Here is a 26,385-nt window from a genome sequence, read left to right as displayed (position 1 = left end):
CCCGGCTGGACGAGGGTTGCCCCAAAAGTCTAGGACAGCCCTGTTTTCTTCACAACGCCAAAATGGCTGCGGTGCAGCAATGCGCGCCGCTTCGCCTCACTTGGCGCTTTCCATCTTGCCGCGATCCGCCACGATCTCGTCGATCAGGCCCCATTCCTTCGCGTCTTCGGCCGACATGAAGCGGTCACGCTCCAGCGCATCCTCCACTTCCTTGAGGCTGCGCCCGGTATGCCTGACGTAGATGCCGTTCAGCCGCTCCTTCAACTTCTGGGTTTCCTGGGCGTGGATCATGATGTCCGTCGCCTGACCCTGGAACCCGCCGGAGGGCTGGTGAACCATGATGCGGCTGTTCGGCAGGCTGAAACGCATCCCGTGCTCCCCGGCCGCGAGCAGGAGCGACCCCATGGAGGCCGCCTGCCCGATGCAGACGGTGGATACTTTCGGCTTGATGTACTGCATCGTGTCGTAGATCGACAGACCGGAGGTCACGACACCGCCGGGGCTGTTGATATACATCGAGATTTCCTTGTTCGGGTTGTCCGCCTCAAGGAACAGAAGCTGCGCCACGATCACCGTCGCCATGTCATCCTGCACAGGACCGGCGACGAAGATGATCCGCTCCTTCAGCAGACGGGAGAAGATGTCGTAGCGGATGGACCCGCGGGAGTTGGTTTCCTCCACGGTCGGGATGATGAAGTTGGTCCACGTGTCGATGGGGTCTCTCATTTTCCGCCCTGCCTTGGTCTGGAGGAGTAATAGATCACGGATCTCTTTCTAGAGTCTTAGTCATGCGTTCGGACCCCCGCAAGGGCCGCACTGCGAATGACGCGGCTGCGAGTAATTCGAAAGGCCCCGGCGAGGGAACCCCGGGGCCTTCCGCCTGTCCGCCAGGCACCTCACCGGCGGCCGGGTTCGTGCCTACCAGTCGAACTGCTTGGTCATGGACAGCTTGAATGTCCGCCCGCGCCCGTTGTCCTGGTAGAGATTGTTTCGATAATCCTCGTCAAAGACGTTATCCACGGCGAAATCGACGGTGAATCCGGCGAGCGCGCCGGTATCCGGCTTCCAGCTCACGAAGAGGCGGTGGACATCGTAGGCGGAGAAATGCCCCAGGGTCGTCCTGATGGAATCGACGTAGGTCGCGCGCCAGCCGTATTCAAGATTGCGCTCCGGCAGCCGCCCGCCGAGCGTGAGCGACACCTGCTCCGCCGGAACGGTGGAGAGCGTCTCCCGCGTGTCCTTGTTCACGCCCTTGACCTGCGAATAGGCCAGCCTTCCGAACCACCGGTCCGCGGAATAGGCGCCTTCCAGCTCTCCGCCCCAGATTTCCGCGTTGTCGATGTTGAGATACCGGGGAACCGCGCCGTTCACGGGCTGGTAACCGGTATTTGAAGCGATGAGGTTCTCGATATCGTTGTGGAAGAGCGTGCCCTTGAGCGCGAGGCTGTCATCCGCATCCAGCAGGCCGTGGGCAGAATAGCTCACGCCCACCTCCACCGTGTCGGCCTTTTCCTTCGCAAGGTCGAGGCTCGGCACCCGGCGCGCGTCATGGGCGTAAAGCTCGTCCAGCGTCGGCATCCGCTCCGTGCGCGCGTAGGAGGCGAAGATCCCCCAGGCGTCCGTCAGCTTGTAGAGCGCGGCGATCTTCGGCGAGACGGCGGTGTCGGAGACATCTTCCGCCCCCGGAATGCCGGAACCGGGCGAACGCTCGCCGAAATCGACGCGGATCCCCGGAATGATGGACAGACGCTCCCGCCAGTTGAACTCCGCCTGTGCATAGACGCCGATCTTGTCGTCCGTGCCCTCCGGGTGGAAGTTCAGCGCCCCGACCGCGCTGGTCGCCACGCGGTTCTGATGGGTGAACTGAAGCCCGGTCGTCAGGTAGTTCTGCCAGTCGCCAAAGGCGAATTCGCTGACGTTCTCCACCTTCGCCAGCGTCGTTTCATAGGCGTATTCGCTGTCGCAGACCACGGCCAGCGTGCCGGGCATGCACATCACGAAGCCGCCGGACGTATCGACGTGGTCGGACTGCTTCACCTGCGTCTTGGAATAGGAAAGCTGCACCCTGAGGTCGAGCCAGGCATTGTCCACGAAGGGGTTGGCATATTCGGCCACGATCGTGTCGTCGGTCACGTCGCGGTTGATATAGCCGAAGGTGTCGATGATCGGTGCCCCGCCGCCGGTGCGCACCAGGGGCGATTCGTTCATGTCGCTCTGCGTCCGCTGGTAGGAGAGGCGGACGGACTGGTCCAGATCCTGGCCGAAGTGATAGGTGCCCTTCACCAGCCCCGACCATGCCTCGGCGTCCGAGCCCTTCACCCTGTCGCCGTTGCCGTCCTTGTATTCATCCATCGTGCGGTAGTTGAGGTTGCCGATCACCTCGAACCGCTCATCGTATTTCTGCGCGTAGATGACCGAGCCAAGCCAGCCCGAGCCGTTCGAATCGTAGGATCCCTTGAACCGCAGCGCATGGGTGTTGCCATCCGTCAGGAAGTCGGACGCATCCTTGGTGGTGAAGTTCACCACCCCGCCGATCGCGCCGGAGCCGTAGAGCGTGGAGCTTGCCGGGCCGCGCAGGACTTCCACCTGCTTGTAAAGCTCCACGTCCGAGAAGAACGATCCCATGCGGTACTGTTCGTAGAACTTCGGCACACCGTCCACATTGACGATGATTCGCGATTCGCTGGCCGTCGTTTCGGTGCCGCCGATCCCGCGGATGTTGAAGGCGAAGCCCAGCGGGTTGTCCGCCCCCGCGCCCTGAACGCCCGGCACATTGGCAAAGATTTGGTCGATGGAGCTGGCCTGCTCGCTGTCCAGATCCTGCTGGTCGATGACGGTGACGGCCTGCGGCGTGTCTGTCGCCACTCTGGGCTGACCTGCGCCGAGAACGATTCGGTTGAGCACGGTTGCCGGCTCTCCCGTCCGGGTCACTTCCGCCGCATCCTGCGCGGCGGCGGGCAGCGCCAGAAGCGCGGCGGCGGCCACGCTCATCATCAGGTCGCGCCTCAGGCGCCGGGGCAGAACTCGCATCTTTGTCCTCTCGGAGATCGGGCGAAAGGCTGGCTTCTGCTGGCGGCTCGCATTCGGCAATTCTTGACTTGATCGGTCAGGCATGTTGCCTCTAGAGAGACGAACAATTTCTGTCAAGTATTCACGACGCTGTGATGCCCCAGCAGAAATGACGACAGCACAAGAGGTTGCCATGACCCTTCCCTCCGCCGAAACCATCCGCACGGCACGCGCAGACAATCCCAAGATGCGGGAGCGTGATCTCGCAGCCTCCCTTGGCATCAGCGAGGCCGCGCTGGTCGCCGCGCATGTGGGCCATGGCGTCACCCGGATATCCCCGGTGCCCGGGCGGCTGATCCCGCTGGTCGACTCACTGGGAGAGGTTCTCGCCCTGACCCGGAACGAAAGCGCGGTGCATGAGCGCGTGGGCCGTTACACCGACTTCACCGACGGGCCGCATGCGGCGATGCTCACCGGGCCGGATATCGACCTGCGCATCTTCCCCTCCCGCTGGGTGCATGGATTCGCGGTAGAAAAGCCGACCGCGGAGGGGATCCGCCGCTCCGTTCAGGTGTTCGATGCCCATGGTGACGCGGTGCACAAGGTTCACCTGCGGCCCGCTTCCGATGTCGCGGCCTTCGACCGGCTGGTTGCCGAACTGCGGGAGGAGGAGCAGGCCGACACGCTCTCCGTCACGCCCCGCCCCCCGGTGGAGGGGCCGAAGACCGACCCCTCCAAGGCGGACCGGCTGCGGGAGGAATGGCTGCGCATGACCGACACGCATCAGTTCCTGTCGCTGACGCGGAAGCTCAAGATGAACCGGCTCGGCGCCTATCGCACCGTGGGCGCGCCTCAGGCGGTGCGGCTGGCCGATGATGCGGTCACGGTCACGCTAAAGGCGGCCTCGGCCAGCAAGACGGGCGTGATGGTGTTCGTCGGCAATGAGGGCTGCATCCAGATCCACTCCGGGCCGGTGGACAATATCGTCGCCATGGGGCCGTGGATCAACGTGCTGGACCCGCTGTTCGACCTCCACCTGCGCACCGACCACGTGGCCGAGGTCTGGCTGGTGGAGAAGCCCACCCGCCACGGCAAGGCGGTTTCCGTCGAGGCGTTCGACAGGGAGGGCTACCTGATCCTCCAGATCTTCGGACGGAGGGGAGAGGAGAACGCCCGCGCTTGGGAGATGCTGGTCACCTCCCTGCCGCGCGCCGAAACGGTGACAGCATGAGCAAAGGGCGAAACCGGCCGGAGGCGCGGGATCGGAAGCAGGCCCGGGATCGCAGTCAGGCCGCGTCCCTGACCCCGCCCCGCGCGCCTTTCCATTCGGACGGAAACAGATATGCGCGCGGTTCCGAAGGCACGACGTGTCCTCCGGCACCGCGGGGCGCGTCTGGCCCCGCGATTGGAACCGTGACTGGAGCCGTGATTGGTCAAGTAACTGGACCGGTAACTAACCCAGCGATTGGCCCGGTAACTGGATCCACGATTGACTGGGTGATTGACCGGGTGATTGACCCCACGACCGGCCCCGTGACCGGATCCACGACTGGCCGGGTGACGGACCCCGTGACTGTCCGAGTGACAGGCCCCGTGGCTGGCCGGGTGACGGACCCCGTGACTGACCCCGTGACGGACCCCGTGACTGGCGGGGTGGCTGGCCCGGTGGCTGGCGGGGCGACAGACCCGACGACTGGCGGGGGAACTGCCTGGGTGACTGATCCCCATCCTGCCCGGGGAGATGACCGCGCGGGGGCGGGCAATACGCCGGTGTGGTCTTTGGACCCGCCCACCGGGCGCGGCAGCCCGGAGCGGGACATCCTGCTCCGCCGAGGCGCAATCCCGGTGCGGCCCGGAGGGTTGAACCGGGGCGCCCCGCCCGCCGCCCAGCAGTCGGGAGCCTTGACCCCGCGGCCCGCAGCCCTACGGCGGATCGCGGTTCTGGCTCTCATGATGGTGGCGGCGCCTCTGGCGCTCACGGTGGTGACGGCGCCTCCGGCGAGCGCGGCGGAGACGGCGCAGCGTATCGTTTCCGTCGGCGGTTCGGTGACGGAGGTGATCTACGCGCTCGGTGCGCAGGACCGGGTGATCGCGCGCGATTCGACCTCCACCTTCCCGCCGGAGGTGACGGACCTGCCCGATGTGGGCTATGTCCGCTCCCTGTCGCCCGAAGGGCTGCTGGCCGTGAACCCCGACCTGATCCTTGCCGAGGAAGGGGCCGGCCCGCCGGAGACCGTCGCCCAGCTGAAGGCCGCCGCCGTGCCCTTCGTCACCGTTCCGAACGGCTGGACGGCCGAAGCCGTGGGGGCGAAGATCCGGGCCGTGGGGGCGGCGCTGGGTCTGGAGAGCCGGGCGGAGACGCTGGCTGCCGATGTCACGCGGCAGATTGCCGCCGCATCGGACGCCGCCGCCGCCCGCCCCGGTCCGAAGCCCCGCGCGCTGTTCGTTCTGTCCACGCAGGGCGGGCGCATCATGGCCTCCGGCACCGGGACGCAGGCGGCGGGGATTCTGGCGCTGGCGGGAGCGGAGAATGCCGTTACGGAATTTCCGGGCTACAAGCCGCTGACCGACGAGGCGGTGATCGCCGCCGCCCCCGATGTCATCGTGATGATGGACCGGGGGGGCGACCACGGCGCAACGGCGGAGACGCTCTTCGCCCTGCCCGCCATGGCGCTGACCCCCGCCGGCAAGACGCGGGCGCTGGTGCGGATGGACGGGCTCTATCTGCTGGGCTTCGGTCCACGGACCGGCGCGGCGGTGGAGGAATTGTCCCGCGCGCTTCACGCAGCGACGGACGGCTGAGGTGGTCGTGGTGAGCGAGACGCGCCCGATGCGCGCCGAGGGGGACCGGGGCCTGCGGGCGCGGCGGGTGTTCCTGCTGCTCCTTCTGGCGCTCGCCGCGGCGGCAACGCTGGGGCTGACGCAGGGCGCGACGGAGGCCTCGCTGCCCGCCGTGCTGCGCGACTGGCTGGGGGGAGAGGCCGCGCCGCTCCGCGACATGACGATCCTGCGCGACATCCGCCTGCCGCGCCTGATGCTGGGGATGCTGGTGGGGGCCTCGCTCGCCGTGTCCGGCGCGGTGATGCAGGGGCTGTTCCGCAATCCGCTGGCCGATCCGGGGCTGGTCGGCGTCTCCTCCGGCGCGGGGCTTGGCGCGATCGCGGCCATCGTGCTGCCGGGCGCGCTGGGGATTGCCCTGCCGGCGGTGCTGGGCTTCTATCTCGTGCCGCTCGCGGCCTTCTGCGGCGGCTGGGCGATGACCGTCGCGCTCTATGCCATCGCCACGCGGCAAGGGCGGACATCGGTTGCCACCATGCTGCTTGCCGGGATCGCCCTTGGTGCGATGGCGGGCGCGGTCTCGGGGCTGATCGTGTTTCGCGCGAACGACCAGCAGCTTCGTGACCTGACGTTCTGGGGTCTCGGCTCCCTGTCCGGGGCGACATGGTCCAAGGTGCTGGCGGCGGGGCCGATCATCCTCCTCGCGCTCGCCGCGGCGCCGTTTCTGGCGCGCGGGCTGAACCGGCTGACGCTGGGCGAGGCGGCGGCGCTGCACATGGGGACGCCGGTGCAGCGGGTGAAGCGGGCGGCGATCCTGTCTGTCGCGGCGGCGACCGGCGCATCGGTGGCGGTGTCGGGCGGGATCGGTTTCGTCGGCATCGTGGTGCCGCATCTCCTCCGGCTGGCCATCGGGCCGGATCACCGCTGGCTCCTGCCCTGCTCCGCCCTTCTGGGCGCGGCGCTGCTGGTGCTGGCCGACGTGGTGAGCCGGACGGTCATCGCGCCCGCGGAACTGCCCATCGGCATCGTTACCGCCGCGATGGGCGCGCCGTTCTTCCTGTGGATCCTGCTCCGCCAGCGGGGAGTGATAGACCTGTGACCGTGACAGCAACCCTGACTGCGACCGATATCACGCTCCGCGCCGGGCGGCGCGTCATACTCGACCGGGTGAGCCTTTCCGCCCCCGCAGGCGCGCTGACGGCCATCGTCGGTCCGAACGGCTCCGGCAAGACCACGCTCATCCGCGCGCTGACGGGAGAGGTCCGTCATGACGGGCGGGTGACGCTTGACGGGCAGGACATCGCGGGCCTTTCGCCTGCCGTGCTGGCGGGGTTGCGGGGGGTGCTGCCGCAGGCGAGCCTGCTGTCCTTCCCCTTCACGGTGCGCGAGGTGGTGCGGCTGGGCTGCGACGCCGCCCTGACCCGACCGCCTTCGGTGGAGACGGCGCTTGCCTCCGTCGGCCTGCCGGGGTTCGAGGGGCGGTTCTATCAGGAGCTGTCGGGCGGGGAGCAGCAGCGGGTGCAGCTTGCCCGCGTTCTGGCGCAGGTGTGGGAACCGGTGCTGAACGGGCGGCCCCGCTGGCTGTTCCTCGATGAGCCGGTGGCGAGCCTCGACATCGGCCATCAGCTGACCGTCATGCGGCTCGCGCGCGATTACGCGCGCCGTGGCGGCGGCGTGGTGGCGGTGATGCACGATCTGAACCTCACCGCGCTTTTCGCCGACAAGGTCGTCCTGCTGCACGAGGGGCGGATCGTCGCGGCGGACACACCGCGGGACGTGCTGACCAGCGAGACGCTCTCCGCAGCCTATGGCTGCCGCCTCCGGGTGGGAGAGACGCCCGCGCCGGGCGTGCCCTTCGTCCTGCCCCAAACTGCGGCATGACTTGAAGGGCAGCGGCAAGGGAGCGGCTTGAACAGTCCCGGCTCGTGACCGGGACCGGGGACGCCCGCCGGCTCCAGAACCGTCAGGTCCAAAATCGTTGATCCCAAGACCGTCGGTCCCAAACTCGCCCGCCCCAAGTCAGGCGGCCCAATTCAGGCGGCCCAATTCAGGCGGCCCAAGGCAGGTTGCCTCAAAAACCGTCGGCCCGGCGTCAAATGCCCCAGAGCAGGCGCCCCAAGTCCAAGCTCCGAGGGGCGGCCCTTCCTCGGCGCGTGGGGGATGGCGCCTCTGGAAGCCGCTGACGGGCACAGGTGCCCGGCCCTCCCTCCCCGCGTGGGGGATGGGTAGCACCAAGGTATCGGCCATCGGATGCGCAGAGCGTTCGCCTTCCTCCTGAGGAATGGTCTGGGAAGGTGGAGACAGCCCACGACCCTCCTTCCCGCAGGGGTTGAGGTCCCCGCGTCCGGGCCGCTGCATCTTCCAACTATACTCCATCCGGGGTTGGCCGCGCTTTTCGGGAGTGTCCATGGCCTGGCAAAAGCCTCCGTCCTCGCCCCAGAGGGCTGGCCGCACGGCTGCATCGAGGTGTGCAGCCTCTCGGTCCGCGCGAGAGACTGTTAAGTCTGGATGCCGCGACTCGCCCCCCGAACCCCTTCGTCCGCGCGAGCGGAGGACTGGCACTGTCAAGGGCGGCATCCACAACCGCGCGACGCCTCTGTTCGCGCGCGGGAGACTGGCCCAGGCCAGCGGGAAGGAATGGAGTTCCGAATTCCTCCGTCCGCGCGCGCGGGGGCGCGGGCTGCCGCTGCACCACGATCATGCGCGTGGACTACCTCCGTCCGCGCGCGCGGGGGCGCGGGGGACTGGCCGAAGGTGTAGGAGGCGGTTTTCTGGGCCGTCACCTCTGTCCCCGCGCGCGGGGGACTGGCTAGTTGGCGTAAGTGTCCCGCATTTTTTGCGGGCGGAATCTCTGTGTCCGCGCGGCGCGGGGGGACTGGCTAGATAGCGTCCACGTCGAGATCGTCGCCATAGCCTCCGTCCGCGCGCCAGGAGGGCTGGCCGCACGGCACCGGGCCAAATCCGGCGCGTTCCGGCTTCAGTCCGCGTTCCGGGCGCTGGCTCGGGGAACGTCGCCCGTGCAGATCACCTCGATCACCCGCCGCCGGCGCGCCGGGAAACGGGCCCTGCCCGACTGCGAGACCACCCGTGACCACCGCCTCCGTCCGCGCGCCAGAGGAGGGCTGGGCTGACCAGGCGGAGGGCGCGGCGCTGGTTCGGGCCTCCGTCCCCGCACGAGGGGGGCCGGAGGCCACGGCTGTCTCCGGCACGGGCACCGCCTGCCTCCTGCTTCCGCGCGCGCGAAGGGCTCTGCCAACCCGGACGGGGGCGACAAGCGTCAGCTCCGCTTGCCTCCATCCGCGCGCGAGGGGGGCTGGCCGCGCTCTGCGCGGGCGGGCTCGGCATGATCAACCTCCGTCCGCGCGAGAGGGGGCGGGCAATGGAAAAAGATGGACGCCGCCCCCTGCGCCTCCGTCCGCGCGCGAAGGGGGCTGGCCTCACGGGGTAACCCAACATGCCCGGGCCTCCATCCGCGCCGGATTGGCCCGGTGCCGGGCTTTTTGGCCTCCATCCGCGCGCGGGGGCTGGCTGCGGGCTTTCCGTGCTGGAATGGGCCGCCTACCCTCCGTCCCGCGCGCGGGGCTGGCCGCAGGTCGATGCCCCGGAACAACCACAAGGTGTACTCCGTCCCGCCCGAGGGGGGCTGGCCGTCCCGTCCCTCCGAACCGCCATGCGCGATGCCATGCTCCCCGCGCGCCCGACCGGGCCGGACATGTTTCCGAGGAGCGGCGTGATTACGCATTCGACCTCCCTCCGCGTCGGGCAGGACGGGACGCGGCATGGGGGCCGGAAGGGCTTTCGAAGTAGCCCGAGCCGCTTTCGCCTTCGGTGCTCAGCGGCAAGATCGGGTCTCATGGCCCGACATTCTGCACCCGTAGGGATAGCGTGGGAGCGCAGGGCACGAGAGCGGGGGGGGCCTCTCCCGCTTTACCGGCGCATTTCGCTGGCGGGGCGCCCGGCCCCGGCGGTCATCTCCTTGCGATCCCGGCGAGCGTGACGGGCGGGCGGCGGTTGAACCACGGGCGCGCGGTTTCCAGTTCTGCGCAGAGGGAGATGAGCCGCTCATCCTCCCCGAAGGCCGCCGCGAGCTGCACCCCGACCGGAAGCCCCTCCGGCGTCCAGTAGAGCGGGACGGAGGCCGCGGGCTGGCCGGAGGCGTTGAAGGAGACGGTGAAGGGCGAATAGGCAAAGATCCCGTCCGGCCCGGTGCGGTAGTCCACGTAATCCTCCGTCGCATGGGAGAAGCGCCCGATCCGCGCGGGCGGCTCCGCCAGCGTGGGGGTGAGCAGGATGTCCCAGTCGAGGAAAAACCCCGCCATTTGCCGCCCATAGGCGTGGACGGTTTCCAGCGCCTCCAGATAATCCTCCCCCGTGAGGGTGGCGGCGAAGGCCATTGCGCCCCTGCTCACGCCCTCCACCTCCTCCGGCTCCAGCGCATGGCCCCGCGCGGCGACGGTCTGGCGGATGGAGAGCGCGGTGCCGCAGGCCACGATGCGGGTCCAGGCCTCCATCATCGCGGGCGTATCGGCGCGCGGCAGCGCGGGTTCGACATGATGCCCGAGATCCGCGAGCAGCCTTGCGGCGTCCTGCACGGCGGCGCGGGCCTCCGGGTGGAGGGGCGCGCCTGTCAGCGTGGTATCGCAAAGCGCGATGCGGAGCCGATCGGGCGGGCGGGAGATGGCGTCACGATACCCCGCCCCGAGCGGCGGCGGGAAATAGGGTGCGCCGAGGTCCGGCCCTTCGCAGGCGTCGAGCAGGACAGCCGTGTCCCGCACGCTCCGCGTCAGGAAACCGTCGATGGCCATGCCGCCCCACGCCTCGCCGGAGGCCGGGCCATCCGGCAGCCGCGCCCGCGTCGCCTTGAAGCCGAACAGCCCGCAAGAGGAGGCGGGGATACGCACCGAGCCGCCGCCGTCAGAGCCATGCGCGGCAGGCACGATCCCCGCCGCGACAGCCGCCGCCGCGCCGCCCGAGGAACCCCCCGGCGTATGGTCGAGGCTCCACGGGTTCCGCGTCGGCCCACCATAGACCACCGCCTCGGTCGCGGCCCCGATCGCCCCCTCCGGCACGGTCGTCCGTCCGAAGGTGACGAGGCCGCTGTCCCTCAGACGCAGGTAAATCTCCGAATCGTAGTCGTAGCGTGTGTCGCGATGCAGCCGGGAGCCGAGATGGGTCGGGAAATCCACGGCCTCCGCCCCGAGATCCTTCAGCAGGAACGGCACGCCGGCGAAAGGCCCGGAAGGCAGGCCCGCGCGGATCGACCGCCGCGCCGTTTCCTCCTGCACGAGCGTCACCGCGTTCAGGAGCGGGTTCAGCGCCCCCACCCGCGCGAGCGCCGCGTCCAGCAGTTCCTCCGCCGAAACGGCTTTCTGCGCGACAAGGCCCGCCAGCCCAACCGCGTCGTGATCCTCATATTCCGCGAACATCCCGCCCCCTGCGCTGCCGGTTCCGCCCGAAGGTGGCGTCGATGCCGCGGCGGCGCAAGCATCCTGTGCGCCTGCTTGACAGCGGCGGCGGCCCCGCTATCCCCGGCTCCAGCATCCTCCCTCGCGGGTTTCCCATGTCCATCCCCCTTCCCGGCCCCCTTCCTGGCCCCTTTCCCGGCCCCGACTCGGTCCCGCGGCTGATGACCGTGACCCTCGACCGGCCGTGGCTGCGCTGCGACCTTGGCCGGACGCGCCGGGTGCTGAGCTGGTCGCTCAACCGGCCGGGCTTCGTCAGCGCGCGGCATATCCTGTGGCGGGAAGTGCGGGACGCGGACCTGACAGAAGATCTGGATACCGGGCGCTGGTTCGCCGGGGAACTCGCCCGGTGCGGAGACGCGGAGGCGGTGGGCCTGCTCACCTCCCGCGATGTCGGCACCTGGCGCGGGGCGGCGGCGGAGGTAGAGGGGGTCCGCGCATAGGCGGTGGTGACCGCCGGCCTCTCCAACGCGGAACGCGTGGGCCGCAGGCGACCGGTCGCGGCGGGCGGGGTGGCGGGCGGTGTCACGGCAGCGCGCATCTTGGCAGCGGGTGTCACGGCATCCGGCGTCGCGGCAGGCGGTTATGGCACGATCAACATCGCCGTCGCGGTGTCGGAGGGGCTGAGCGACGGCGCGATGGTGGAGGCGCTCTCCATCGTGGCGGAAGCCAGGACCGCCGCGGTGCTTGAGGCGGGCCTGACCCTCGTCACCGGAACGGCCACCGGGACCGGGACGGATTGCATCGCGCTCGCCGCCGATCCCGGCGAGGCACGGCATGCGGGGCTGCACACGCCTGTGGGCGAGGTTCTGGGCCGCGTGGTGATGGAGGCCACGGCAGCGGCCATCGCGGACTGGATGGCACTGTCCTAGGCTGCCTCCGGCAGCGCGGGGGACGCCCCCGCGACCCCCGGCGGCACCGTTGCAGCAGACCCGGCACCTCTACAGACCCGGCACCTACAAGGCCCGGCACCGGCAAACCTGCGCACCCAAGACCGGTGCCCCCAAACCAGTGCCCCCAAGACCCGGCTTCCGCAGAGCCGCATCCGCCGGTTGCAGCAACCGGGTTGCGGAGAGGCCCCTTTGCCATGCTAGACAGGGACGACAGCCTCCCCCGAACGGAAATCCACATGACCATCCACATCGGTGCCGCACCCGGAGACATCGCCGAAACCGTGCTGCTTCCCGGCGACCCCTACCGGGCCCGCTGGGCCGCCGAAACCTTCCTGGAGAGCCCCCGGCTCGTCAACGACGTTCGCGGCATGCTGGGCTACACCGGCACATGGCGTGGGCATCCGGTGACCATTCAGGGATCGGGCATGGGGATGCCCTCGCTCTCCATCTATGCCAACGAGCTGATCCGGGACTATGGCGCGCGGACGCTGATCCGCATCGGCTCTGCAGGTTCGATGCAGGAGCGGGTCAATCTGCGGGATCTGGTGCTGGCCCTGTCAGCCTCCAGCCTGTCCACTCCGTCGCGCGGCATCTTCCGGGAGCTGAACTACGCGCCAACGCCGGACTGGGGTCTTCTCCATGCGGCATGGCAGGCGGCAAGCGCGCGCGGGCTGCCCACCCATGCGGGCGGCATCTATTCGGCGGATGTGTTCTATGACGAACGCCCCGACCTCAACGAGCAGATGACCCGTCACGGCATCCTCTGCGTGGAGATGGAGGCGGCGGAGCTCTACACTCTCGCCGCGCGCTACGGTGTGCGGGCGCTGGCCATCCTGACCATATCCGACCACCTCCTCCGCAAAGAGGCGCTGCCCGCCGCCGACCGGGAGAAGAGCTTCGGCGAGATGGTGGAGGTCGCCCTCACAGCCGCTTTCGCCGGGGAGGACGCACGATGATCCGCCGCAGACTGGGCCGGAACGGGCCAGAGGTTTCCGCCATCGGGCTTGGCTGCATGAGCTTCGCGGGCTTCTATGGCGCCACCGACCGGGAGGAGAGCTTCCGCTGTCTGGACGCGGCACGCGATCTGGGGATCGACTTTCTCGACACGGCAGAGCTTTACGGGATGGGCCTGTCGGAAGAGGTGATCGGCGCCTATATGGCGGACCGCAAGGCCACCTTCCAGATCGCCACCAAGGGCGGGATCATTCCCAAGCCGACGCGCCATTTCAATAATTCTCCCAGCTACTTCCGCGATGCTCTTGAGAAATCGCTGAAACGTCTCGGGGTGGAGCGGATCGCCCTATACTACGCGCATCGCCACGATGCGGAGGTGCCGGTGGAGGAGGTCGCGGGAACCCTCTCCCGCTTCGTGGAAGAGGGCAAGATCGGCGGGATCGGCTTTTCCGAGATCGCGCCCGCCACGCTCCGCCGCGCCCACGCCGCCCATCCGGTGACGGCGATCCAGAACGAATACTCGCTCTGGACGCGGCAACCGGAGCTCGGGATGGTGCAGGCGACGGAGGAACTGGGCGTGGCCTTCGTCGCCTTCTCCCCGCTCGGGCGGGGCATATTCGCCGAAACACCCCCCGACCCCGCCCGCTTTGCGGAAACGGATTTCCGGCGCGGCAACCCCCGCTTTCAGGAGCCGAACTGGAGCGCGAACCTCGGCTGGGTGGAGGGCTTCCGCAGCTTTTGCCACGCGCGCGGCTGGTCTGTTCCCGCGGCGGCAGTGGCCTGGACGCTGGACCGCGCGCCGCATGTGCTTTCCATCCCCGGCACGCGCTCGGCCACGCATCTTAGGGAGCTTGCCGGGGCCGCCGCAATCGCGTTCACCGAGGAGGACCGGCGCGAGATCGCCCGGCTGATGCCGCCCGGTTTCGCGCATGGCCCGCGCTATTCCGAAGCGCAGCACAGGGGCGTGCCGGTCTACGGCTGAGGAGAAGGAGTTGCTGCCGGAAGCGGGCCGGCAAGCCAAGCTCCACGTGGCTTTCCCCTTGTGCGGACCTCCCCATGCTGCGTCTGCCCGCTTGGCATAGTTCGGGCTTCCCGCCTGCGCGCGGAACCGCTGGCGACGCCCTGCATGGCAGCACGCTGGTTATGGTTTCCCCGCCTCCACGCGGGGTCGCCCGCGCCGTGGAGGCATGCTCCCTGCCGGGCGGTCCGGGTTCCCCCCTCCCTGTTACCCGGTCCCCCAGCTTGCCTTCCCACCTGCCGGTCCGTCAGTCACACCAATATCCTTAAGACAGGACTACCTTCGCCTGCGGGGAAACTGGCGCTTTCCTGCACCACATCGTCGGCGTCACGCGAACTACGCCAGCCTGCTGGGGGCCCTGTGGCGGGCCGGACGGAACTCTTCCGCTCGACCAGAACTTGCCCGCCAGCGGAGAGCCGCCTCAAGCGGGACAATGCACTTTCGGCACTGTCAGGCTGCTTGGGCACGGGCCACGAGAGGCAGTCTCACACAGGGATGCCATGCGAGCGACGCGGGCTGTGGAGCTCACGACCGGGATGGCCACGCCAGGGCAGGCGTGTGCCTTTGGCTGAAAGGCAGCGAAGAGGTTTCGGCAGCCGTCGCGGCGCAGCATGTTCCTCACAGGGCGCGCGTCCGTTCCCGGCTCGGGGAACTTTCGGCGTTTCGAGGCCGATTTCCCGGGTTCCGACAGCGGATGCCAGCGATCATGGCCTTTCGATCGGGGCCTTCAGCCTCCCGTCAAGGCACGTTGCAGCCGCGCTCCGGCGCGTTGTGCGCGCGATCCGGCGAACGGCGCCTTCGCGGCTGCGCCGCAGTGTCGCATCACAAACCCTCGCTCTTTCGGGCTTTTCCTTGACAGCCCCCATGGGCCGCTCCATCCTCCCCTCACCCATCTTTACGGACAGGCGGAGGAGGAGGACCTCATGAACCTCGACCTCTCGCGCCGGGGCTTTCTCAAGCTGGCAGGCGCGGGTGTGGCGGCGACCTCTCTCGGAGCATTGGGCTTCGGAGAAGCGGAGGCGGCGGTAAGGGCGCATGTGCGGCCCTTCAAGCTCGCCACGCTGACGGAGGTGCGAAATACCTGCACCTATTGCTCGGTGGCCTGCGGCATCCTGATCTATGTGAAGGGCGACGTCCGCAAGGGCGAGGCATCGGAAGTCATCCATATCGAGGGCGACGCCGACCATCCCACCAATCGCGGCACACTCTGCCCGAAGGGCGCGGCGCTCAAGGACATCGTGAAGGCGCCGACCCGCCTGACCGAGCCGAAGATCCGCCGCCCCGGCTCCGACCGGTTCGAACCGATCAGCTGGAACGAGGCGCTCGACCGCATCGCCCGCGCGATGAAGGACGACCGGGACGCAAACATGGTCCTGACCAATGACGTGGGCACCCCGGTCAACCGCTGGACGACGACCGGCTTCCTCGCAGCCTCCGCCACCACGAACGAAACCGCCTGGGCGACGCTGAAGGTCGTCAAGGGCTTGGGTATTGCAGGATTCGACAACCAGGCACGCGTCTGACACGGCCCCACGGTGTCCAGTTTGGGCCCAACATTCGGCCGTGGCGCGATGACCAACTCCTGGACGGACATCCGCAATACCGACCTCGTGATCGTCATGGGCGGCAACGCCGCCGAAGCGCATCCCTGCGGCTTCAAATGGGTCACCGAAGCCAAGGCGCATCGCGGCGCCAAGCTGATCGTCGTCGATCCGCGCTATACCCGCACGGCCTCCGTGTCGGACTATTACGCGCCTATCCGGCCGGGCAGCGACATTGCCTTCTTGATGGGGCTGATCCGCTGGTGCATCGCGAACGACAAGGTGCAGTGGGAATATGTCCGCAACTTCACCAACTCCGCCTATCTGGTGAAGGAGGAGTTCGGCTGGTCCGACGGTCTGTTCACCGGCTATGACGAGGAGAAACGGGATTACGACCGGGCGAGCTGGGATTACCAGATCGGGGAGGACGGCTTCGCGCTGACCGATCCGACGCTTCAGCATCCGCGCTCCGTCTGGCAGCTGCTCAAGGTGCATGTGGAGCCTTACACCCCGGAAATGGTGGAGCGGATCTGCGGCACGCCGAAGGAGCGGTTCCTTCACATCGCAGAAATGATCGGCGAGTGCTCCTCTCCCACCCGGACGATGACATCGATGTATGCGCTTGGCTGGACGCAACATGCCAAGGGGTCGCAGAACATCCGCGGCATGGCCATGCTGCAACTGGTGCTCGGCAATATCGGGGTGCGCGGTGGCGGGATGAACGCGTTGCGCGGGCATTCCAACATCCAGGGCCTGACGGATGTGGGGCTGATGTCCCACCTGCTGCCGGGCTATCTCAACATGCCGACGGAGAAGGAGACCGACCTTACCACCTACATGTCCACGCGGGGCTTCAAACCGCTCCGCCCCGGACAGACCAGCTATTGGCAGAACTACCGGAAGTTCTTCGTCAGTCTCATGAAAGCCATGTATGGCGATGCGGCGACGGCGGAGAACGAATGGGGTTATCAGTGGCTGCCGAAGCTCGACGTGCCCTCCTACGACATACTGCGGATGTTCGAGCTGATGAACGACGGGCGGGTGAACCTCTACTTCTGCCAAGGGTTCAACCCGATCCTCGCCTTCCCCAACCGGGGCAAGACGACATCGGCGCTCTCGAAGCTCAAGCTGCTCGTGACCATGGATCCGCTGGAGACGGAGACCGCGCGGTTCTGGGAAAACCACGGCGATTTCAACGATGTGGATACCGCGGCGATCCAGACGGAGGTGATCCAGCTTCCGACCTCCTGCTTTGCGGAGGATGAAGGCTCGCTCACCAATTCCGGGCGCTGGCTGCAATGGCACTGGCCGGCGCAGCAACCGCCCGGACAGGCCAAGCACGATACGTGGATTCTGGCACAGCTCTACACCCGCATCCGTGAGCTGTACCGGGCGGAGGGTGGCGTCCTGCCGGAGCCGATCCTGAACCTCGACTGGCGCTATGCCGATCCGGGGGAACCCACGGCGGAGGAACTGGCGCGGGAGCTGAACGGGCGGGCGCTGTCGGATCTCGCCGATCCGGCGGATCCGAGCAAGGTTCTCGTCCGGGCGGGGCAACAGGTGCTGAACTTCAGCCAGCTTCGCGATGACGGGTCCACCTCATCGGCCTGCTGGATCTATTCCGGCTGCTGGAACGAGCAGGGCAACAACATGGCCCGGCGCGACAACTCCGACCCGGATGCGACGGGCACCTATCTGAACTGGTCCTTTGCCTGGCCGCTGAACCGCCGGACGCTCTACAACCGCGCCTCAGCCGACATGCAGGGCAAGCCCTGGGATCCCACTCGCAAGATCATCGAATGGGACGGGGCGAAATGGTCGGGATATGACGTGCCGGATATCGGCCTCACCGCCGATCCGTCCGTTGTGGGGCCGTTCATCATGAACCCGGAGGGATCGGCGCGGCTGTTTACCCGCGGGATGATGCGGGACGGACCCTTCCCTACGCATATGGAGCCGTTCGAATCCCCGATCCCCAACGTGTTCAACGCGCGGATGCGGGGCAATCCGGTGGCGCGGGTGTTCCAGAACGACGTGGCGAGCTTCGGCACGTCGGACGAGTTCCCCTTCGTCGCAACCTCCTACCGGCTGACGGAGCATTTCCACTACTGGACGAAGCACAACCGGATCAACGCCGCGTTGCAGCCCGAGTTCTTCGTGGAGATTTCCCAGCAGCTTGCCGACGAACGCGGGATCCGCGCGGGCGGCTGGGTGCGGGTCTGGTCCAAGCGGGGTGAGGTGAAAGCCAAGGCGCTGGTGACCAAGCGGATCAAGCCCCTGATCTGTGATGGCAAGACGGTGCATGTGGTCGGCATACCACTGCACTGGGGCTTTACCGGCGCGGCGCGCAAGGGCTTCGGCCCGAACTCGCTGACGCCCTTCGTGGGGGATGCGAATGTCGAGACGCCGGAGTTCAAGGCGTTCCTCGTCAATATCGAACCCTCGACCGCTCCGGTGGATGGGAGACCCGTGGCATGACCGACAGTCCGAGAACCGCCGTCTCCAACCCGCCGGTGCAACCGATGGAAGCGAACCTCGGCCCGGGCGACGTGATCCGCCGCTCGGCCACGCGCGCCTCCGACCTGCCACCGCCGACGCGCCAGCTTACGCCGGTGGCCAAGCTCATCGACGTGTCGAAATGCATCGGCTGCAAGGCCTGCCAGTCCGCCTGCGCGGAGTGGAACGATACACAACCGGAGATCGAGGAGAACACCGGCCACTACGAAAACCCGCATGACCTGACGCCCGAGATGTTCACGCTCATGCGCTTCACGGAGTGGGAGAACCCCGCGACGAACGAGCTGGAATGGCTGATCCGCAAGGATGGCTGCATGCATTGCGCCGACCCCGGCTGCCTGAAGGCCTGCCCGGCCCCCGGCGCGATCGTGCAGTATTCCAACGGTATCGTGGACTTCATCCACGACAACTGCATCGGCTGCGGCTACTGCGTCACCGGGTGCCCGTTCAACATCCCCCGGATCTCCAAGACCGACCACCGCTCCTACAAATGCACGCTGTGTTCGGACCGGGTGGCGGTGGGACAGGGTCCGGCCTGCGCCAAGGCCTGCCCGACGCAGGCCATCGTCTTCGGCACCAAGGAGGACATGGTCGCCCATGCGGAGGAGCGGATCGAGGATCTGAAATCCCGCGGCTACGACAATGCGGGTCTCTACGATCCGCAGGGCGTGGGCGGAACGCATGTGATGTATGTGCTCCACCATGCCGATCAGCCCTCCATCTACTCCAACCTGCCCGCGGATCCGCAGATCTCTCCGGTGGTGAGCGGCTGGAAGGGCCCGGCCAAGACGGCGGGCCTGGCCGTCATGGGGCTGGCGGCGGCGGGTGCGGCGCTGCATGGCCTGTTCGGCAAGGCGAACAAGGTCCACCCCGAGGATGAGGCGGAGGCAGAACGGCTGGTGAGAACCGGCAGCCCGCCCGCCGCACCGGAGGAGCGGGGATGACCGCGCCGCGCCACCCCATCCCGGGCAAGATCGCGGACGGTTCGGAACAGTTGGCCGGGGAGGGTCGGCGATGAGGAGGTCAAGGCGCGTCTATTCGCAATCCGGCGACCGGATCGAGGAGGTCGGCCCCCCGGTGGAGGTCCGCCGTTATGGCCCCGTCACCCGCGCGAACCACTGGGTCACCGCGCTGTCGCTGATCCTGCTGCTGCTTTCGGGGCTGGCGCTGTTCCACCCGTCGCTGTTCTTCCTGACCGGGCTGTTCGGCGGCGGGCAGACGACGCGCTGGATCCATCCGATCATCGGCATCATCCTGTTCGTGAGCTTCTTCATCCTGTTCTTCCGGCTCGTCCGGCTGAACCTGCCCCGGCGGGAGGACGTGGTCTGGGTCAGCCATATCAACGACCTGCTGAAGGACAAGGAGGAGAAGCTGCCGGAGCTTGGCAAATACAATGCCGGGCAGAAATTCATCTTCTGGGCGATGTCGGGCCTGATCGTGGTGCTGATCGTCACCGGCCTGATGATGTGGGAGCAATATACCGCGCATCTCGTCTCCATCCCCGTGCGGCGGATCGCGACGCTGGTTCATGCACTGGCGGCCGTTCTCATCATCTGCGTCTTCATCCTGCACGTCTATGCGGGCTTCTGGACGCGCGGCACGCTCTCCGCCATGACGCGGGGCACGGTGACGGGCGGGTGGAGCTGGAAGCACCACCGCAAATGGCTGAAGGAACTGGCTCGACGCAGGCAGAGCGATCCGGCAGAGTAACCCCATCTTGAAGCCGTGGCCGGTCCGGCCCGGGAGGTAGAATGTCCGACCCCAGCCTGAAGCACGACTCCAGCCTGAAACCCGACCCCTCCGTCATCGGCGGGATCAGCGTCGCCCCGTTCGTCCGCCCGCTGGATCCGGTGGCGGAGTTCCGCAAGCGGGCGGAGCGTTTTGCCTTCCTTGCACAGACCAGCGATCTGGGGCCGTTTCTCGATTTCCTTGCCGGTCTGACGGGTGTTCAGGCGGAGGTGGCCGGGCGTCTGCCCGCGCCGGAACCGCTGCCCGCCGAAGATGTCGCCCGCGCCCGGCAGGCGGCGATGCCGCCGATCGACCGGCTCGCCCTCATCGACAGCCGGGATCTGGCGGAGACGCTGGAGGCGACGCTCACCGCGCTCCGCGAGGTGGAGATGCCCGAGCAGGCCCGCGTGGCGCTGGAGGCAGTGATCGAGGGCGATGCGGATGCGCGGCGCTGGCTCATCGCGAATGTGATGGCGGAGACGATACCGGAGGAAGCGGCGGCGCCCCTTCTGCTGGTGGCCATAGGGGTGCAGGTGCATCTGGCGAGGCTTGCCGCGACGCTGGACGGTGCGGCGCTGGTGCCCATCCGCACAGGCGTGTGCCCTGCCTGCGGCGGACGGCCCAACATCTCCACCGTGGTCGGCACGCCGGGGGCAGAGAACACGCGCTATGCCCACTGCGCAAGCTGTGCGACGGCGTGGAACGAGGTGCGGGTGAAGTGCCTGTGCTGCGGGTCCACCAAGGGCATCGGCTACCGCACGCTGGATGAGGGCGGCAAGGCGGAGAAGGCATCCGTCCGGGCAGAGGTCTGCGACGAATGCCACCGTTGGGTGAAGATCCTCTATCAGACGCTGAACCCGACGCTCGACCCGGTGGCGGATGATGTGGCGAGCCTTGGCCTCGACATCGCCCTTCAGGACAGCGAATGGCGGCGGGGTGCGTTCAACCCGCTGCTGTCCGGGTTCTGAGCCATGGAGATGCGCGGGCTGCGGGCCCTGCCCTCCGTCGATCGTCTGCTGGCCACCGACACCGGCCGCGCGTTGCAGGAGGCGCACGGGCGCCAGCCGGTGACGGATGCGCTGCGCGCCCTGCTGGGCGAGGCGCGGGAAGCCGCCCTGCGCGGGGCCGAGGTGCCTGCGGCGGAAGCGCTGCTGAACACGCTTGCCGACCGGCTCCATGCGGCGGGGCGGAGCGCGCTCCGCCCGGTGCTGAACCTGACGGGGACGGTGCTGCACACCAATCTCGGCCGCGCCCTGCTGGCGGAGGAGGCGGTTCAGGCGGCGGCAGAGGCGATGCGCGCGCCCGCCGCGCTGGAACTCGACCTGTCCACCGGCAGGCGGGGGGAGCGGGACGCCCATCTGCGGCAGATGCTCTGCGACCTGACCGGGGCGGAGGATGCGACCGTCGTCAACAACAATGCCGCCGCCGTGCTCATCACACTCAACACGCTGGGCGCGGGGCGGGAGGCGATCGTGTCGCGCGGGGAGCTGATCGAGATCGGTGGCGCCTTCCGCATGCCGGACATCATGGAAAGCGCGGGCGTCCGGCTGCGCGAGGTGGGCACGACAAACCGCACGCATCTGCGGGATTACGAGCGCGCTCTCACCGAGGCGACGGGCATGGTGCTGAAGGTGCATCCGTCGAACTACCGGATCGAGGGGTTCACCGCCTCCGTCACCGCGGCAGAGCTTGCGCCGCTGGCCCTGCGGTCGGGCGTGCCGCTGGTCAATGACCTTGGCTCGGGCACGTTGATCGACATGGCGCGGCTCGGCCTGCCGCCGGAACCGACGGTGCGGGAGGCGGTGGCGGAGGGCGCGGATATCGTCACCTTCTCGGGCGACAAGCTGCTGGGCGGGCCGCAGGCGGGGTTCATCGTCGGGCGGGCAGACCTGATCGCGCGGATCAATCGCAACCCGCTGAAACGCGCGCTCCGGCTTGACAAGATACGCATTGCTGCGCTGGCGGCGACGCTCCGGCTTTATGGCGACGGCGCGCGCGCGGTGGAGCGGTTGCCGACCCTGCGCCTTCTGCGGCGGGGCGAGGCGGAGATCCGGGCGCAGGCAGAGCGGCTGTGCCCGCAGGTCGCCGCCCTTCTGCCCGAGGGGTTTCAGGCGGCGGTGACGGGATGCGAGAGCCAGATCGGCTCCGGCGCCCTGCCCGTCGAGACGCTGGCCTCTGCCGGGTTGCGGCTCACCGGGCCGGACGGCAAGGCGCCGGAACGGCTGGCCACGGCGCTCCGCGCGCAGGACCGGCCCGTGCTGGGGCGGATCGCGGACGGGGCGCTGATCCTCGATCTGCGCTGTCTGGAGGAGGACGGTGCGCTGACCGGCGCCATGGCGGGTCTGCGATGATCGTCGGCACCGCGGGTCATATCGACCATGGCAAAACCGCGCTCGTCCGCGCCCTGACCGGCGTCGATACCGACCGGCTGAAGGAGGAAAAGGCCCGAGGCATCACCATCGACCTCGGTTTCGCCTATGCCGATCTGGGCGCGGGCGTCACGGGGTTCGTCGATGTGCCAGGACATGAGCGGTTCGTTCATACGATGGTGGCGGGCGCCGGGGGCATCGACATGGCCCTGCTCGTCATTGCGGCGGATGACGGGATCATGCCGCAGACGCGGGAGCATTTGGCGATCCTCGACCTGCTGGGCATCCGGCGCGGCATCGTGGCGCTCAGCAAATGCGATATGGCGGAGGAGCCGCTGCTTGCCGCGCGGCGGGAGGAGATCACCGCCTTGCTCGCGCCTACCGGGCTGGCGGGCGCGCAAACAATCGCCGTTTCCGCCCTGACCGGCAGCGGGCTGGAGGAGTTGCGCCACGCGCTCATCCTTGCCGAAGCGGAAACGCAGATGCGCGCGGCGGAGGGGCGGTTCCGCATGACGGTGGACCGGAGTTTCACCCTGACCGGCGCGGGAACGGTGGTGACGGGAACCGTCCTGTCGGGCCGCGTGGCGCCGGGCGATACCGTCACGATCAGCCCCGCCGGCCTGTCCGGGCGGGTGCGGGGCGTCCATGCCCAGAACCGCGCGGCGGCGGAGGGGCGCGCGGGCCAGCGGTGCGCAGTGAACATCGCGGGCGACGGCATCTCCCGCGAGGCGATCCACCGGGGGGACATGCTGCTCGCCCCCGCCCTGCACGCGCCGACCCAGCGGATCGACGCCCGGCTCCACGTGCTGGGGGAGGAGCCGAAACCGCTCGGCACATGGTTCCCCGCCCGCTTCCATTCCGGCGCGGCGGAGGCGGATGCGCGTATCGTCCCGCTCGATGGCCCGCTGCGGCCCGGAGAGTCCGGCCTGTGCCAGATCGTGCTCGACCGGCCGGTGGCGGCGACGGTGGGCGACAGTTTCATCCTGCGCGACGTGTCCGCGCGGCGCACGATCGGCGGCGGCAGGCTTCTCGACCTGCGCGCGCCGCAACGGCGGCGGAGCACGGCGGAGCGGCTGGCGTTGATCCGGGCGGCAGAAGCGGCGGATCCGCTAGCGGCTATGCTGCTGACCGAGCCGGGGTTCGTCGCGGCGGAGGCGTTCTTTCGCGACCGTGCCCTGCTGCCGGCGGAGACGGAGGCCGTGACCATCGGCAGCGGCGAGACGCGCGTCCTGATGCGCCCCGAGCGGCGGGAGGCGCTTGCTGCCGGGCTGATCGCGACGCTCGACGCATGGCACGAAGATAACCCGGAGGCACAGGGCCTGGGGCGCGAACGGCTGCGCCTCGCCCTGCCCGTCCGTCTGCCGAAGGAGCCGTTCCTTGCCTTCCTGCGGGCGGAGGCGGAGGCAGGGCGCATCGTGCAGGACGGCGCTTTCCTGCGGCTTCCCGGCCATGAGATCCGGCTTGACCCCGCGGATGCGGACCTGCTGGAGCGGTGTCTGCCGGAACTGTCCGGGCCTGCCCGCTTCCGCCCGCCCCGCGTCCGTGACCTCGCCGCGCAGTTCGGACTGGATGAGCGGGAGGTGCGGCGCGTCCTGAAGCTCGGCCAGAAGACCGGCCGTGTCGATCAGGTGGCGCATGATCATTTCTTCACGCGGGAGACGGTGGCCGAAATGGTCGCCATCGCGCGGGATGTGGGCGCCGCGTCGCCCGAAGGCTTCACCGCCGCCGCCTTCCGCGACCGGATGGACAATGGCCGAAAGGTCGCAATCCAGATCCTCGATTTCCTCGACCGGCACGGCGTCACCTTGCGGCGCGGAGATCTGCGACGTATCAATCCGCACAGGCTCGATCTTTTCGGGCCCCTGCCCGACAGAGTGCCGGACAGGGTCAGCGACAGAGTTACGGACGGACTGCCGGACACGCCGCCGCAGGCGCCGGAACGCGGAGGAGCATCGTCCCCGGTGGGGCGGCCGGACTTCAACTCCGGTTGGGGCAGCGAGCCTGTCCCGGGTGGGTTCGACTCCCATTCTCCTCCGCCATCCGCCCGGACCTGAGCGTTACGCCGCGCAACGTTATTTCGCGCGACTGTCCTTTGCGCTGGCGTTTTCCGCAGGGAAGCGGTAATGCCGCCGCGATATTTCCGGGAAATGTACATGGACCTTCGCAACATCGCGATCATCGCGCACGTTGACCACGGCAAGACGACGCTGGTGGACGAGCTTCTCAAACAATCCGGGGCCTTCCGAGAGAACCAGGCCGTCGCAGAACGGGCGATGGACTCGAACGACATCGAACGCGAGCGGGGGATCACCATTCTCGCCAAGGCGACGAGCGTCGAATGGAAAGGCATCCGCATCAACATCGTGGACACGCCCGGCCACGCCGACTTCGGCGGCGAGGTGGAGCGGATCCTGAACATGGTGGACGGTGTCGTTCTGCTGGTGGACGCGGCCGAAGGGCCGATGCCGCAGACGAAATTCGTCACCTCCAAGGCGCTGGCGCTGGGGCTGAAACCCATCGTCGTGCTGAACAAGGTGGACAAGCCCGACGCCGAACCCGACCGGGCGCATAACGAGGTGTTCGACCTTTTCGCCGCGCTGGACGCGACCGATGAACAGCTCGACTTCCCCACCATGTATGCCTCCGGCCGCGCGGGCTGGGCGGACATGGGGCTGAACGGGCCGCGCAAGGATCTGTCCGCGCTATTCGACCTGATCGTGGCACATGTGCCCGCGCCCGCACAGGTCGCGCGGCGGGACGAGCCCTTCTCCATGCTCGCCACCACGCTGGGCTCCGACCCGTTCATCGGGCGCATCCTGACGGGCCGGGTCGAGTCCGGCACGCTGAAGGCGGGCGACACGATCAAGGCGCTCTCCCGCACGAACGAGCGGATCGAGCAGTTCCGCGTTTCCAAGATCCTCGCCTTCCGGGGCCTGTCGCAACAGCCGATCGACCTTGCGGAAGCGGGTGACATCGTCACCATCGCGGGCATGTCCAAGGCCACGGTGGCCGACACGCTCTGCGCGCCGGAGGTGGACACCGCCCTCCCCGCCCAGCCCATCGACCCGCCGACGATCTCCGTCACCTTCGGCATCAACGACAGCCCGCTCGCGGGCCGCGACGGCAGCAAGGTGCAGTCCCGCGTCATCCGCGAGCGGCTGATGAAGGAAGCGGAGCAGAACGTCGCGATCAAGGTCGAGGACACACCGGGCGGCGAGAGCTTCGTGGTGTCCGGCCGGGGCGAGCTTCAGATGGGCGTGCTCATCGAGAACATGCGCCGCGAGGGCTTCGAGCTTTCCATCTCCCGCCCCCGCGTCATCCTGCGCGATGAAGGCGGCGAGCGGCTGGAGCCGATCGAGGAAGTCATCATCGACGTGGATGACGACTACACCGGCGCGGTGATCGACAAGCTGACCGGCACCCGCAAGGGCGATCTGGTGGAGATGCGTCCCGCAGGGGCCGGCAAGACGCGGATTGTGGCCCATGTGCCGTCGCGCGGGTTGATCGGCTATCAGGGCGAATTCCTGACCGACACGCGCGGCACGGGCGTGCTCAACCGCATCTTCCACAGCTGGGCCCCCTACAAGGGTGCGATCCAGGGCCGCCGTCAGGGCGTGCTGATCTCCATGGAGAACGGCACCTCCGTCGCCTATGCGCTCTGGAACCTGGAGGAGCGCGGCAAGCTGTTCATCGGCGCGCAGGAAGCGGTTTACGAGGGCATGATCATCGGCGAGCACAGCCGGGACAATGACCTTGAAGTCAACCCGCTGAAGGGCAAGAAGCTCACCAACGTCCGCGCCTCCGGCACGGATGAGGCGGTGCGTCTGACCACGCCGGTCACCATGAGCCTTGAGCAGTCCATCGCCTATATCGACGATGACGAGCTGGTGGAGGTCACGCCGAAGATCATCCGCCTGCGGAAACGCTATCTCGACCCGCATGAGCGCAAGCGCCAGTCGCGGAGCGAGTGACAGGAAAGCCCCGCCTCGGCGGGGCTTTTTGCTGCCGGGGCCCTCGCGCGAACCGGCGGGCTTCCAAGTGACCGGAGGGATCGGCGCGGGAAGGTGGGACATGTCCCGATGCCGGCTGAGGCAAGGCTGACGGAGGACCGGCACC

Annotated in this window: 18 protein-coding genes, 1 tRNA gene and 1 pseudogene; 16 read left to right on the top strand and 4 right to left on the bottom strand. The window is 68.2% G+C overall.

The annotated features are described in order from the left end of the window. Nucleotides 1-96: 96 nt before the first annotated feature. Nucleotides 97-726 (bottom strand): ATP-dependent Clp protease proteolytic subunit, encoded by a 630-nt coding sequence (locus tag RT513_RS07830; RefSeq protein ID WP_088214922.1) that lies wholly within the window; start codon nt 724-726, stop codon nt 97-99. Between the two features lie 192 nt (nt 727-918). After that, complete coding sequence (locus RT513_RS07825) at nt 919-3,030, bottom strand: TonB-dependent receptor domain-containing protein (RefSeq protein ID WP_290690937.1); 2,112 nt, start codon at nt 3,028-3,030, stop codon at nt 919-921. Nucleotides 3,031-3,202: 172 nt separating this feature from the next. Here RT513_RS07825 and RT513_RS07820 point away from each other — a divergent pair, with 172 nt between their 5' ends. The 4 genes from RT513_RS07820 to RT513_RS07805 all read left to right on the top strand — a co-directional run bounded on the left by RT513_RS07820 (nt 3,203) and on the right by RT513_RS07805 (nt 7,668). Beyond that, complete coding sequence (locus RT513_RS07820; protein ID WP_290690939.1) at nt 3,203-4,240, top strand: hemin-degrading factor; 1,038 nt, start codon at nt 3,203-3,205, stop codon at nt 4,238-4,240. Between the two features lie 386 nt (nt 4,241-4,626). After that, nucleotides 4,627-5,811, top strand: a complete 1,185-nt coding sequence (locus RT513_RS07815) for an ABC transporter substrate-binding protein (protein ID WP_313533841.1) — start codon at nt 4,627-4,629, stop codon at nt 5,809-5,811. 28 nt (nt 5,812-5,839) lie between these two features. After that, nucleotides 5,840-6,886 (top strand): FecCD family ABC transporter permease, encoded by a 1,047-nt coding sequence (locus RT513_RS07810; RefSeq protein WP_290691142.1) that lies wholly within the window; start codon nt 5,840-5,842, stop codon nt 6,884-6,886. After that, entirely contained in the window at nt 6,883-7,668 is a 786-nt protein-coding gene (locus tag RT513_RS07805; protein ID WP_409518403.1) for a heme ABC transporter ATP-binding protein, read from the top strand. Before RT513_RS07810 ends, RT513_RS07805 begins: the two co-directional genes overlap by 4 nt. A gap of 998 nt (nt 7,669-8,666) precedes the next feature. Here RT513_RS07805 and RT513_RS07800 read toward each other — a convergent pair. Together RT513_RS07800 and RT513_RS07795 are read right to left on the bottom strand one after the other, a co-directional pair. Then, nucleotides 8,667-9,002, bottom strand: a complete 336-nt coding sequence (locus RT513_RS07800; protein ID WP_290690942.1) for a hypothetical protein — start codon at nt 9,000-9,002, stop codon at nt 8,667-8,669. A gap of 753 nt (nt 9,003-9,755) precedes the next feature. Then, a complete protein-coding gene (locus RT513_RS07795) occupies nt 9,756-11,213 on the bottom strand; it encodes an amidase (protein ID WP_290690945.1) in 1,458 nt (485 codons plus the stop codon). Between the two features lie 200 nt (nt 11,214-11,413). Between RT513_RS07795 and RT513_RS07790 the strand changes: the two genes are divergently transcribed. The 12 genes and pseudogenes from RT513_RS07790 to typA all read left to right on the top strand — a co-directional run bounded on the left by RT513_RS07790 (nt 11,414) and on the right by typA (nt 26,240). Further along, entirely contained in the window at nt 11,414-11,692 is a 279-nt protein-coding gene (locus RT513_RS07790; RefSeq protein ID WP_313533840.1) for an adenosylcobinamide amidohydrolase, read from the top strand. Between the two features lie 6 nt (nt 11,693-11,698). After that, a complete protein-coding gene (locus RT513_RS07785; protein ID WP_313533839.1) occupies nt 11,699-12,121 on the top strand; it encodes an adenosylcobinamide amidohydrolase in 423 nt (140 codons plus the stop codon). Nucleotides 12,122-12,378: 257 nt separating this feature from the next. Continuing rightward, the gene (deoD, locus tag RT513_RS07780) at nt 12,379-13,098 is read left to right on the top strand and encodes a purine-nucleoside phosphorylase (RefSeq protein WP_290690947.1); all 720 of its coding nucleotides are present in this window, start codon (nt 12,379-12,381) and stop codon (nt 13,096-13,098) included. Next, nucleotides 13,095-14,078 carry an aldo/keto reductase gene (locus tag RT513_RS07775; protein ID WP_290690950.1) on the top strand — a complete coding sequence of 328 codons (984 nt, stop codon included), beginning with the start codon at nt 13,095-13,097 and terminating at the stop codon, nt 14,076-14,078. Before deoD ends, RT513_RS07775 begins: the two co-directional genes overlap by 4 nt. 959 nt (nt 14,079-15,037) lie before the next feature. Continuing rightward, nucleotides 15,038-18,133 (top strand): formate dehydrogenase-N subunit alpha, encoded by a 3,096-nt coding sequence (fdnG, locus tag RT513_RS07770; protein WP_290690952.1) that lies wholly within the window; start codon nt 15,038-15,040, stop codon nt 18,131-18,133. Continuing rightward, nucleotides 18,130-19,116 (top strand): formate dehydrogenase subunit beta, encoded by a 987-nt coding sequence (gene fdxH, locus RT513_RS07765; RefSeq protein ID WP_088214916.1) that lies wholly within the window; start codon nt 18,130-18,132, stop codon nt 19,114-19,116. Before fdnG ends, fdxH begins: the two co-directional genes overlap by 4 nt. A 70-nt stretch (nt 19,117-19,186) precedes the next feature. Continuing rightward, the gene (locus tag RT513_RS07760; RefSeq protein WP_290690957.1) at nt 19,187-19,882 is read left to right on the top strand and encodes a formate dehydrogenase subunit gamma; all 696 of its coding nucleotides are present in this window, start codon (nt 19,187-19,189) and stop codon (nt 19,880-19,882) included. A 41-nt stretch (nt 19,883-19,923) separates the two neighbouring features. Further along, nucleotides 19,924-20,868: a formate dehydrogenase accessory protein FdhE gene (fdhE, locus tag RT513_RS07755; protein ID WP_290690960.1), complete on the top strand. Its 945-nt coding sequence runs from the start codon at nt 19,924-19,926 to the stop codon at nt 20,866-20,868. A gap of 9 nt (nt 20,869-20,877) precedes the next feature. Next, complete coding sequence (gene selA, locus RT513_RS07750) at nt 20,878-22,251, top strand: L-seryl-tRNA(Sec) selenium transferase (protein WP_290690962.1); 1,374 nt, start codon at nt 20,878-20,880, stop codon at nt 22,249-22,251. Further along, nucleotides 22,248-24,041 (top strand): annotated as a pseudogene (gene selB / locus RT513_RS07745) (selenocysteine-specific translation elongation factor); the annotation flags it as partial. The gene selA and the pseudogene selB, both read left to right, overlap by 4 nt. Nucleotides 24,042-24,212: 171 nt before the next feature. Beyond that, a tRNA-Sec gene (locus RT513_RS07740) sits at nt 24,213-24,308 on the top strand. Nucleotides 24,309-24,422: 114 nt separating this feature from the next. After that, nucleotides 24,423-26,240: a translational GTPase TypA gene (typA, locus tag RT513_RS07735; RefSeq protein ID WP_290690965.1), complete on the top strand. Its 1,818-nt coding sequence runs from the start codon at nt 24,423-24,425 to the stop codon at nt 26,238-26,240. Nucleotides 26,241-26,385: the final 145 nt, after the last annotated feature.

Origin of the sequence: Haematobacter sp. (genome assembly GCF_032102465.1) — a bacterium.
Taxonomy (GTDB): domain Bacteria; phylum Pseudomonadota; class Alphaproteobacteria; order Rhodobacterales; family Rhodobacteraceae; genus Haematobacter.
The sequence above is the reverse complement of the archived record's forward strand: the minus strand, read 5'-3'. Positions and strand labels throughout refer to the sequence as shown.